General features: G+C 41.8%; 8 protein-coding genes and 1 other RNA gene. 7 read left to right on the forward strand and 2 right to left on the reverse strand.

The features are described from left to right. The first annotated feature begins 357 nt into the window (after positions 1-357). From QMA00_RS17790 to QMA00_RS17800, 3 genes are read left to right on the forward strand one after another with little or no spacing between them, the layout of a single operon-like run. Positions 358-1767, forward strand: a complete 1410-nt coding sequence (locus QMA00_RS17790) for a TolC family protein (RefSeq protein WP_076922074.1) — start codon at positions 358-360, stop codon at positions 1765-1767. Further along, positions 1764-2960, forward strand: coding sequence for an efflux RND transporter periplasmic adaptor subunit (locus QMA00_RS17795; protein ID WP_028834372.1), 1197 nt, complete (start codon positions 1764-1766; stop codon positions 2958-2960). The genes QMA00_RS17790 and QMA00_RS17795 overlap by 4 nt, the downstream gene beginning before the upstream one ends. Then, a complete protein-coding gene (locus tag QMA00_RS17800) occupies positions 2957-6040 on the forward strand; it encodes an efflux RND transporter permease subunit (RefSeq protein ID WP_076922073.1) in 3084 nt (1027 codons plus the stop codon). Before QMA00_RS17795 ends, QMA00_RS17800 begins: the two co-directional genes overlap by 4 nt. A gap of 163 nt (positions 6041-6203) precedes the next feature. Here QMA00_RS17800 and ssrS read toward each other — a convergent pair. Further along, positions 6204-6387: non-coding RNA, 6S RNA (gene ssrS, locus QMA00_RS17805), on the reverse strand. 586 nt (positions 6388-6973) lie between these two features. Between ssrS and QMA00_RS17810 the strand changes: the two genes are divergently transcribed. The 4 genes from QMA00_RS17810 to QMA00_RS17825 are packed head-to-tail and all read left to right on the forward strand — an operon-like array spanning position 6974 to position 11261. Continuing rightward, the gene (locus QMA00_RS17810) at positions 6974-7537 is read left to right on the forward strand and encodes a UPF0149 family protein (RefSeq protein WP_024600851.1); all 564 of its coding nucleotides are present in this window, start codon (positions 6974-6976) and stop codon (positions 7535-7537) included. A gap of 36 nt (positions 7538-7573) precedes the next feature. Beyond that, on the forward strand, positions 7574-8896 hold the full coding sequence (pepP, locus tag QMA00_RS17815; protein WP_076922072.1) for a Xaa-Pro aminopeptidase: 1323 nt from the start codon (positions 7574-7576) through the stop codon (positions 8894-8896). A gap of 14 nt (positions 8897-8910) precedes the next feature. Beyond that, positions 8911-10098: a 2-octaprenyl-6-methoxyphenyl hydroxylase gene (gene ubiH, locus QMA00_RS17820; RefSeq protein ID WP_076922071.1), complete on the forward strand. Its 1188-nt coding sequence runs from the start codon at positions 8911-8913 to the stop codon at positions 10096-10098. Next, a complete protein-coding gene (locus QMA00_RS17825) occupies positions 10095-11261 on the forward strand; it encodes an FAD-dependent monooxygenase (RefSeq protein ID WP_076922070.1) in 1167 nt (388 codons plus the stop codon). Before ubiH ends, QMA00_RS17825 begins: the two co-directional genes overlap by 4 nt. 82 nt (positions 11262-11343) lie before the next feature. Here the strand turns inward: QMA00_RS17825 and QMA00_RS17830 are convergent. Then, the coding region (locus QMA00_RS17830) for a hypothetical protein (RefSeq protein ID WP_290158289.1) at positions 11344-11797 on the reverse strand (454 nt) is incomplete at its 5' end.

Consider the following 11797-nt stretch of genomic DNA (forward strand, 5'->3'; position numbering starts at 1 on the left):
GCAGAGGATTGAAAATCCTCGTGTCCCTGGTTCGATTCCGGGTCGAGGCACCATTTATACAAAGCCTCGCATATGCGGGGCTTTTTTTTCTAAGTTTTTTCTATTCTGCTCTATTTTTCCAGTATGTCATAAACAGTAAGTCCCTCTGTCTTTTTCGTACCGCTTTGAGAACTTTATTCAGCTTTTTTGACTAAAAATTAGATTGTTTATTAGTTTGTGATCAATATGTTAATGATTGGCGTATCTACGGCACTTATAATTTCATCGCAAAGTATGTAATGTTATGTAAAGTCAATTGAGCAACGTTTGCTAAAGTGCTTGAATAACATTCATAAATAGCATTAATCAGGTTTAAACATGATGTGGCAACATAAGCCATCTTTATTGGCAATAAGTATTATGCTGCTAAGTGGTTGTGCGAGTAACTTAAACCCGCAACTACGTGAGCAAGCACCGAATACACTCCCAGATCAGTGGCAACAAACAGCTGTTGAATCAGTAGTTGCTGTCAACGACACATGGTTTAATAAACTTGCTTCACCAACAGTAAAGCAGCTAGTTACTCAAGCGCTAAAAAACAATCAGCAACTATTGCAAAACCGTTTTGATGTAGAAATACAAAAACAGCAATTAATTGTCACCGGTGCCGCTTTATGGCCCAGTTTAGATATTTCAACGCGAGTAGGACGTAGCAAAGATAATCGTCCGGTTAGTTATAATAACTCAAGCTCTGTATCGTTAGAGTTAGGCTATGAAATTGATTTATGGGGTAAACTCTCTGATGCAAAGCGTAGAGACAACCTCAACTACCTTGCTCAGCAAGCTCGCTATGAGCAAACTAAACAACAGCTTATTGCAGATGTTATAACAAATTGGTTTAACTTAATCAGTGCAGAGCAATTACTTGATTTGTTTAAGCGCAGAGAAGCTAACGCCCAGCAAAACCTTGAGATTATTGAGTCGGGTTATCGCCAAGGTTTAAATGAAGCGTTAGATGTTTATTTAGCTCGCAATGAGTTAAACAATGAACGCTCCCGTATAGCAACCCAAAAAGCAAATTTGACTCAAGCTGCACGTAGCCTTGAGCGTTTATTGGGGGAGTATCCAAAAGGATTGATAGCAGCGAATAACGACCTACCTGTAATTAATGACGACATTCCTCTTGGTTTACCGTCGGAGCTTATTACTCGCAAACCTGCGTTGCGTGCTAGTTGGTATCAGTTATTAGCCAGCGACGCTTCGCTTGCGTATGCGCATAAACAGCGTTTTCCGAGTTTAAATTTAGCGGCAGGTTTAAGCGATAGCACTAACAGGGTAAGCGACTTATTTTCTGCTTCAAGTCTTGCGTGGTCACTTATTGGTAGCATTTCAGCGCCTATTTTTGACGCTGGGCGTCTCGCTGCGAACGAGGAAATAGCCAGTTTACAAACGCAAAAGCAAGAGCAAGCCTATCTGCAATCTTTATATGATGCATTTGGTGATGTTGAAAATGCTATTACCCAACAACAATCTTTAAAGGCACGCTACCAAAGCACCTTGCAGGCACAAGAAAATGCCTTAGCAGCAGAGCAATTATCGTTTGAACAATATCAAAGTGGTTTAGTGAGCTACACCACCGTATTAGATGCACAAGCACGCTCGTTTGATGCACAAAGTTCACTGATTGAAATTAAAAACCAATTACTCACAAATCGCATTAAATTACATGTTGCTCTTGGGGGCGACTTTGCAAAATCAAGATCCGCACAGGATGAGCAAGCACTATGAAACTCAACAAACAAAAAATAATTGTTCCCGCTGCTATCATTATAGCGACCATTTTTTTGGTGATGTTTATTAAGGGAAACCCGCCTAAAGCATCACGTTTTTCAGCACCGCCAAAAGCAAAAATTAATGTAGCGGTAAAACCATTGCAGTTAATTGACTACCCCGTTGAAATTGATAGCTTTGGTACGGTTAAACCACGGACTCAAAGTATGTTGGTGGCTCAGGTTTCTGGGCTGATTATTGATATAAATGAGCAGTTCCGCGAAGGCGGCTTTTTTGAAAAAGGCGATGTGTTACTTCAGCTAGATGATCGCGATTTAAAAGCGGAAGTTAAATCAGCACAAGCTAATTTGCTCAATGCTGAGCAAAACTTATTAGAAGAGCAAGCGCGAGGCCGACAAGCGCTTACTGATTGGCAGCGTTTAGGCAATGAGTCTGAACCGAGTATTTTAGTACTTAGAAAGCCACAGCTAGCTGCAGCGCAAGCACAGGTTTTGTCAGCACAAGCACAATTGGAAAAAGCGCAACTAAATCTTGAACGTACTAAAATTAAAGCCCCTTATGCTGGGCGAGTATTAAACCGCAGCGTTGATTTAGGTCAGGTGGTATCTAACAATATGCAGTTGGCGACAATTTATGCAACCGACAGTGTTGAAATACGCTTACCGATAAAGAATAAAGATCTGCCTTTTATTAATTTACCTGAGCAATATCGAGATGGTGCTAAAAATCAGCGTGGCTCAGCGGTTAATTTCACTTCAGATTTAATTGGCGAGCAACAATGGCAAGGCCAACTTATTCGTACTGAGGGCGCAATAGATGAAAGTGCTCAGCAATTGTATGTGGTGGCTAAAATTAATGACCCTTATAAATCAACCAGTGATAATCAATACCCAGTAAAAATAGGGCAATACGTTAAAGCTAAAATTAATGGCAAAGTCGCCTCTCAGGTACTCGTTATTCCCAATAGTGCGATATATCAAGGCAGTTATGTTTATGTGGTTGAAAATGGCACACTACAGCGTAAAAATATTGCTTTAGCGTGGCAAAATGCGCTGCAAGGCATTGTGAGTAAAGGTCTTGAAGCGGGTAGTCAATTAGTGCTGACGCCACTGGGGCAAGTGAGTTCAGGTACACCAGTGCAGATAATGGATGCGACTCCTAAAGCACAAAAACCAGGAGAGCAGCCATGATCGCTTGGTTTACACGTAACCATGTGGCTGCCAACTTACTGCTAATTAGTATTGTGTTGGGCGGCCTATTCAGCCTGTCTTCTAAGTTACCGTTAGAGGTGTTTCCCTCGTTTGTTTCTGATCGTATAAATATTAGTGTGAGTTTACGTGGTTCAACCCCAGAAGATGCTGAAAAAGGGGTCACCATACGAATAGAAGAAGCATTACAAGATCTCGAAGGTATTAAACAAATATCGAGCCGCTCTTCTGAGGGGTCATCACAAGTGAGCGTTGAGGTTGACACTGGCTACGACGAGCGTGAATTGTTAGCGGATATAAAGAGCCGTGTCGATGCCATTAATACCTTTCCAGCCGATGCAGAAAAACCAGTAATAGGGTTAATCCAGCGTAAGCGTGAAGTAATAGCAGTCACTGTTTCAAGTGACTACAACGAAAAAGAAACCCTAGAATATGCAGAGCAAGTCCGTGATGAATTACTGCGTATTCCGGCGATTACCCAAGTTGAACTTAGTGGCGTACGTAATTATGAGCTGGCAATCGAAGTAAGCCAAGATACGCTGCGCCAATACGATTTAACCTTGGCGCAAATATCCAGTGCCATTGCCAATTCAAGTTCTGATATTTCAGCAGGAAACCTTAAAACAGAGGGCGGCGATGTACTTATTCGCTCTAAAGGGCAAGCTTACCGCAAAGATGAATTTGCAAGCATTGTGATAAAAAATCAAGCCGATGGCACTATTATTCGCTTAAGTGATATTGCAACCATTAATGATGATTTTGAAGAAACCCCTGTGCGCACCCGCTTTAATGGCAAACAAGCCGCATTTATCGATGTGTACCGCATTGGTCCGCAAAGTGCGATAGAAGTGGCCGATGCAGTTAAAAACTATATTACCAGTGAGCAAGCTAATTTACCGCAAGGGTTTTATTTAAGCTATTGGGATGATGACTCTGAGGTAGTAAAAAGCCGTATTGCTACCCTAACTAGCAATGCTTTACAGGGGGGTATTTTGGTACTGGGGTTACTGACATTATTTTTAAGACCTGCCATCGCGTTTTGGGTATTTATTGGTATTCCGGTTTCATTTATGGGCGCGTTTATGGCAATGGCCGCCTTTGACGTGACCATAAATGTGATCAGCTTATTTGGTTTTATATTGGTGCTAGGGATTGTGGTGGACGATGCCATTGTTACCGGTGAAAACGTGTATACCCATTTAAAAACCGCCAAATCGGGCGAAGAGGCTGCTATAAAAGGAACTCAAGAAGTAGCCACGCCAGTTACATTTGGCGTGTTAACCACCGTGGCCGCTTTTTTACCGTTAGGTTTTATAGAAGGCGCACGAGGCGCTATTTTTGCGCAAATTCCGGTGGTGGTTATTCCGGTATTATTGTTTTCATTGATTGAATCTAAATTTGTGCTGCCAGCGCATTTAAAATATATCAAACTGCGCCAGCAAAAAGGCAAAGGTTCTAAATTAGAGCAACTCCAACAACGTTTTGCAGATGGTTTTGAGCATGCCATTTTAAAATATTACCAACCCGTATTAGGGCTAGCGCTACGCAACAAACTGGCCACAGTCAGTTTATTTATGGGCGTGTTTTTAATTATTTTAACCATGATCACCAGTGGTTGGACTAAGTTTATTTTCTTCCCACGTATTCCCAGTGAAACAGTTCGGGTTAATTTAACTTTTCCTGCGGGAACACCGTTTGAAGTCACGAATAAATACATTATTGATATGTCAGATAAAGCCAGAGAGCTTCAGCGTAAGTATCAAGATGAAGAAACAGGGCAAAGTATTATCCTTAATATTCTAGCGAGCACTGGCGGGCGAGGCGGTGCGGCTAATTCGGGTAGTGTGCGCTTTGAAATCACCCCAGCAGAACAACGAGAGTCTGATATTGGTTCGCGTGAGTTGGTAAAAGAGTGGCGGCAATTAATAGGGGTGATCCCTGGGGCTGAAAGTCTCACATTTAGAGCCGAAATAGGTAGAAGCTCAAACCCAATTGATATTCAATTATCGGGTAATTCCATTACCACACTGCAAACAGTGGCTGAGCAAATTAAACAACGATTGGCCACTTATCCAAGCGTGTTTGATATTGCCGATAGCATGTCTGATGGTAAAGAAGAGCTACAAATAGAGCTAACAGAGCAAGGGCTTGCACTTGGATTAAATAGAGTTGATGTATCAAGACAAGTACGTAACTCGTTTTTTGGTGTACAAGTACAGCGCATTCAACGCGGGCGTGATGATGTGCGCGTTATGGTGCGCTTACCTATAGATGAAAGGCGCTCAGTTGCTGATTTAAAAGATATATTAATACAAACGCCTAATGGTGGGCGAGTGCCGCTGTCACACGTTGCTACTTTAGTACCTGGCCAAAGTCCATCAACCATTACCCGTATTGATCGTTACCGTACTCTTAATGTGTCGGCGGATGTAGAAAAAACCGATACCAATATGACCGTGCTTCAAGCTGATTTAAAAACCTACTTAGATGAACTGGTGCAACAATACCCAGGTGTAAGCCATTCATTAGAAGGTGAAGCCAAAGAGCAGCGCGAATCGTTTGGTTCGTTACTGTGGGGAATGGTATTTGTATTTTTTGTAATTTATGGGTTGCTCGCAATTCCCTTTAAATCGTACTTACAGCCACTGGTGGTGATGAGCATTATTCCTTTTGGCATGATTGGCGCAGTAATTGGCCATTGGATCATGGCTATGGAGCTTACCATTATGAGTTTGCTGGGAATGCTCGCGTTAATTGGGGTCGTGGTGAACGACTCGTTAGTATTGGTTGATTTTATTAATAAAAAGCGCAGTGAAGGGCTCGATTTAATGGAAGCTGTTAAAACCGCCGGCGTAGCGCGTTTTCGCCCGGTTATGCTAACTAGTTTAACCACCTTTATAGGCTTAATGCCGCTGCTGTTTGAAAAGGCGACTCAGGCGCAGTTTTTAATTCCTATGGCAGTAAGCCTAGGTTTTGGGATTATATTTGCGACCTTTATAACCTTATTACTCGTTCCGGTTAACTATATGCTGATGGAGCGCTTTCAAGGCTGGTTTAAGTAAGTGCAGACTACATAGATAAGTAGAGGTTTCAGGCACTAAGTTTCAGGTACTAGTAAGTAAAGCATCGGACTGTAAAAATTCAGTTCGGTGTTTTTTATAATAACTAGGTGATTAATAAAATAAGGATATAAAAGTAATTGCAGGGGAATTAAAGTTATTGGAGGTGTTCCCCGAGAATGCGGTGCCCGGTGTCAGTCCTGAAACCTTGAGGTTTCAGGGCGGAAATCTGCGGTTTACCGTAGGCTTCTCGGTACATGCCGAGCTTGCACAATAGTAGACGAACAAAAATCCTGGTATAAAATTTATCGGCTCAGGGACTTAACCAAGCTCCTGCACCCCAGGGAACAAATTCAGTATATAAGACATATTCCAATCCTTAAACCCCAAACGCAAAAAATTAAACTGTTCGCTCAGTTTTCCTGCAAATTTAGGGTCTGTTGACCTTTGCGGATTAAAATTTGTTCAAACTAGGGGCGGTTTAATCGCGGCGCGAGGTTTGTAACCTAGTGGGCTCGATAACTGCTCCTGCGTTATTCTACTGACTTACATCCATGTAAGAATAAGTAAAAACCGAGCAAAGCTTCCGCGTCCTGCTCACGCCCCTTACCTACATCCATGTAGGCAACAAAGAGTAAATCGCCCCTAGGTAGAACTCTTCGGGCTGCGCCTGTTTGGCATTGATGCTGCGTTATCGCCTATTTATGGGGAATAACCACACCACATAGGCTCTGCCTTGCTTAAATACCAAACAGGCTGCTGAAAATTTAACCTTGAATGGTCAACAGACCCTAATCTTGTATTTACTTTTAAGATTGCTTTTTGAACTTAATCAGCTTTTCAATCGCTTGCTTTTGACCTCAGTCATAGAATTCATTGGAGTTGCTTTTTATCGAGTGGTAGCATTGCTTTAATTAGCAAAGCGAAGACGTCATTATGAATAACTTACCAGATTACGAAAAAGCCCAACTTCTTTTAGAGAAAAACGAAATATTTGTATCACCTGCTGAAGCGCATGGCGTTATTAGCGGCTTACTTGCTTGTGGGCTAAGCATTGACGATAAAGAATACTTAGGCTTACTGAGCGACGTATTTAATGATGGCGAGTCGTTTAGCAACGATTTAAAACAGTTTTTTGGTAAAGTTTATCAACAAGTTGTTGAAAGCTTTAACAATGAAGAGTTTCAATTTGATTTGTTTTTACCGAGTGATGACGAAACACTCATCGATCAAGCCAATGGGCTCGTATCATGGGTAGCTGGGTTTATGCTGGGCTTTGGCTTAAAGCAAAAAGACTATGGCAAGCTGTCGGCAGATGTAAAAGAAGTGATTAGCGACTTTAGCGAAATTACGCGCCTTGATACAACCTTTGAAGAAACCGAAGAAGATAGCCAAGCACTACATGAAGTGATTGAGTACGTACGCGTATCGGCGTTACTGTGTTTTGCTGAACTTGGCAAAGAGCAAAACCCACAAAGCAACAAAAAAACACTGCATTAATTTAGTAATACAACAAAAGTAATGGGTTAGTTATTAATGGTTGAAATACAAAAGTCAGAGTTTAAAGCGCGCCGCGAGCGTTTATTGACGGCAATGGATAGCAACAGTATTGCGATAATTCCCGCAGCAACCGAGCTCACACGTAGCCGAGATACTCATTATCCGTTTAGACAAGACAGTGACTTTTTTTACTTAACTGGTTTTAACGAACCCGATGCGGTATTGGTGTTATGCAAAGACAGTGATACGCCTTCTATATTGTTTTGTTTAGATAAAGATAAACTTGCAGAGGTATGGCACGGCAGGCGCATTGGTTTTGAAAAAGCGCAAAGTGAATACTTATTCGACAAAACTTATGCATTAAGTGAACTAAACGAACAATTATTGAATTTGGTGAACGGCCAACAGATTTTATTTTATGCACAAGGGACGTATCCTGCCTTCGACGGCAAAGTATTTTCAATGCTCAATACTTTGCGTAGTGCCCCCAAAAAAGGCGATACAGCACCGAGTACAATTAAAGATATTCGTCCGCTACTACATGAAATGCGCCTATTTAAATCGCCAAGCGAAATTAACATTATGCGTGAAGGCTGCGAAATAAGTGCTCGAGCACACATGCGTGCCATGCGCTTTTCCCACGTTGGCGCAACCGAGTTTCAATTAGAGGCAGAGCTTCATCATCACTATGCGATGAATGGGGCGCCACATCCAGCTTATGGCACCATTGTCGGTAGTGGCGATAACGCTAATATTTTGCACTACACCCAAAACAGCGATGTATTAAACAATGGCGACCTAGTGCTGATTGATTCAGGTTGTGAGCTACAAGGTTACGCCGCCGATATAACGCGTACTTTCCCCGTTAATGGTAAATTTAGCACCGAGCAAGCTGCGCTTTATAATATTGTACTCAAAGCGCAAGAAGTGGCATTTAGCGAAGTAAAGCCCGGTGGCTACTTATCGCAGGCTAATAAATTAGCTATGCAAGTGCTAACCCAAGGGTTACTCGATTTAGGTATTTTAACCGGCGATTTTGATGAGTTAATGGCGCAAGGTGCCTGTAAAGAATATTACATGCATGGTCTTGGCCATTGGTTAGGACTCGATGTTCACGATGTGGGCGATTACAAGGTTAATAACCAAGAGCGTGCTTTTGAACCGGGTATGGTACTGACCATTGAACCTGGGCTTTATATTAGTAAAGATTCAAACGCACCCAAAAAATACCAAGGTATAGGTATTCGTATTGAAGATAACTTATTACTAACTGAGTCTGGTCACGAAAACTTAACGATTACCGTGCCTAAAAAAATTAGCGAAATAGAAGCGTTAATGCAAAGCGCTAAAAACGCATAAGCTTGGAGATAAAAGTGGCTAAGCAGTTTGATGTTGTAGTTATTGGCGGTGGTTTAGTGGGCGCAAGTTGCGCACTGAGTATAAGTAAAAAAAATCCCAGCCTACATATTGCCGTGGTTGAAGCAAACCAAGTAACCACAGATTATCACCCAAGTTTTGACGACAGAAGCATAGCGCTTGCACAGCAGTCGGTGGAGTATTTACAAAGCCTCAATTTATTTGAAATAAACGCTCCCTATGCGGCAGCCATAAAAAAAGTCAGTGTATCAGACAAAGGACATTTTGGTAAAACCCATATACACAGTGATGAGTTTACTAAACCCTCATTAGGTTATGTGGTTGAGGTAAATCCATTTGGTAGAGCGCTGCATCAGCGTTTAACGCAATCAAATATATCGCTTTTTTGCCCTGATAGCGTATCGGCGATAAAACAAAACGCCGATAGTAATGAACTGACATTACAAAGTAGTGAAAAACTAAGCGCTAAGCTGTTAGTGATTGCCGACGGTGCACAATCGCCAACACGTCACTTGCTAGGCCTAGGTTTTAATACCCAGCCTTATGAACAAGGCGCGATTATTGCCAATATAGAAGTGGCTGATGGACATAACCATCATGCGTTTGAGCGTTTTACCCAAAATGGCCCTATGGCTTTATTACCCATGAGCAATAACCGCTATTCGTTAGTATGGTGTATGCGCCAAGAGCATATTGAGCAGCATATGACATTAAGTGAGTCAGACTTTTTAAGCGTACTGCAAATCACCTTTGGTTATCGTGCTGGGCGGTTTATAAAAGTAGGGATGCGCGCCAGTTATCCACTGGTTTATGGGCAAGTCGAATCGTTGACGGCGCACCGTACTGTGGTAATAGGTAACGCGGCACACGCCATTCACCCAATTGCAGGTCAAGGCTTTAATTTAGGGCTGCGCGACGTACAAGTGCTTAGTGACTTAATAGCAAACAGTGAACATGATTTAGGGAGTTATGCCTTTACCCGTCAATATTCAGTTAAGCGCAGTGATGATATAAAAACGGTAATGACATTGACCGATGCCTTGGTTCGACTTTTTTCAAATTCATCACGGGTGTTAGCATTGGGTCGCAGTATTGGGCTGTTTTCGATGGATTTATTCCCCGCATTCAAAGCCCCATTGGCTAAACAGTTAATGGGACAAGTTAAACAAGGTACACGTTTATGAAACAAGTACAGGTTTGTATAGTGGGTGGTGGCTGCATAGGTTTAACGCTGGCGCTAGGGCTTGCTAAAGCGAATGTCAGTGTGGTTGTGTTAGATGCAGCGCCAACTCAAGCTCCACCGAGCGATGACTATGGTTTACGTGTAAGCGCATTGAGTATTGCCAGCCAAACCTTGCTCGAGCAGTTAAATGTATGGCCACACATAATAGCTGAGCGTGCTTGTGCTTATACGCACATGGATGTACGTGATGCCGATAGCTTTGGAAAAATAGCCTTTAATAACGATCAACTTGAGCTTGACCATTTAGGGCACATAGTTGAAAACGACATTATTCGCTTTGCACTAATAAAAGAGCTTGAGCAGCAAAGTAATGCCACACTCATGTTTAATACCGAGTATCAGCAAATACACCAAAGCGAGTCTGATGTATTTATTAATTTAAAAACTGGTGAGCCTATTATTGCTAAGTTGCTGGTGGCGGCTGATGGTGCAAATTCAGCGATTCGTAAACAGTTTAATATGGCGCTGAGCTTTAAAGATTACGATCACCATGCGTTAGTAGCGACAGTTAAAACCAAAGAGTCACATACAAATACCGCACGCCAAGTGTTTTTACCAACGGGGCCGCTAGCTTTTTTACCATTGAGCGATGAGCATACTCATTCAATTGTGTGGTCTACCAGCCCGAATCATTGTGATGAATTGTTAGCAATGGACGACACCACTTTTAATAAAGCAGTTATGGCTGCCATAGATGGCCAATGCGGTTTATGTGAAGTGCAAAGTAAGCGCGTCGCGTTTCCACTTAAAATGCGTTACGCCCAACAATGGGTTAATGGCAAGGTGGTGTTAATGGGCGATGCAGCGCATACCATTCATCCATTGGCAGGGCTGGGTATGAATCTGGGCCTAAAAGACGCCGCTTATTTAATTGAGCTACTAAGTCAAGACGCCAAAGAATTTGCCAGTACGCGCACACTGCGTGATTACGAGCGCACCCGTAAGCTCGACGCACAAAAACACATCGCCATGATGCAAGGGCTCAAAGAGCTATTTGAAGGTGCAAACCCAGTTAAAAAGCTTATTCGTGGAGTTGGGCTTTCACTCGTTGATAACCTTGGGCCAATAAAGCACCTGTTTGCCAAAGAAGCGATAGGGAAGTGATAAAGGCAAGCAGTCAGTTTTTAGCTATCAGCTTTCAGCCAAAGAAAAACCGATGTTTAGTTTAAACATCGGTTTTTTTTGTTTATTGACCAATAGAGCTTTTTAGCTTTTTCACAAGTATGAAGAACTCAATAAAGTCTTCCTTATTAAAAGTAAACCTTCCGCAGTGTTCCAGGTTGTCTCCACAAAACCTCATATAATTCGAATGCTCAATCTCATAAATTAGTTTAACTAAGTTTATATCTAGTAAGTATAGGTATGGCTTAAGATCTCCTAGTATAATTTTGATTGGAGAAGTTGTATTTAATATTAGCTCATCACTGTTGGTTTTTATTTCAGCCGAAATTTTATTTCTAGGGTAGTAGGTTCTAAGTCCGCTAATAGGAGCATTTAGCACATTATCTGTTAAGTAATTATAAAGTTGTTCCTTGGTTAAGGTTTTACTATCAGGTATTAATTGAATAGATTTATTCGGCAATAAAATTGAATTATTAATCCCTGCTTCTAGAGTGCTTGTGATCTGAGTAATTAATGGG

The sequence above is a fragment of the Pseudoalteromonas sp. APC 3694 genome (genome assembly GCF_030407565.1).
GTDB lineage: Bacteria > Pseudomonadota > Gammaproteobacteria > Enterobacterales > Alteromonadaceae > Pseudoalteromonas > Pseudoalteromonas tetraodonis.

Coding starts and splice junctions, on each gene's coding strand:
- QMA00_RS17790 (WP_076922074.1), top strand. CDS start 358: ATGATGTGGCAACATAAGCCATCTTTATTGGCAATAAGTATTATGCTG.
- QMA00_RS17795 (WP_028834372.1), top strand. CDS start 1,764: ATGAAACTCAACAAACAAAAAATAATTGTTCCCGCTGCTATCATTATA.
- QMA00_RS17800 (WP_076922073.1), top strand. CDS start 2,957: ATGATCGCTTGGTTTACACGTAACCATGTGGCTGCCAACTTACTGCTA.
- QMA00_RS17810 (WP_024600851.1), top strand. CDS start 6,974: ATGAATAACTTACCAGATTACGAAAAAGCCCAACTTCTTTTAGAGAAA.
- pepP (WP_076922072.1), top strand. CDS start 7,574: ATGGTTGAAATACAAAAGTCAGAGTTTAAAGCGCGCCGCGAGCGTTTA.
- QMA00_RS17825 (WP_076922070.1), top strand. CDS start 10,095: ATGAAACAAGTACAGGTTTGTATAGTGGGTGGTGGCTGCATAGGTTTA.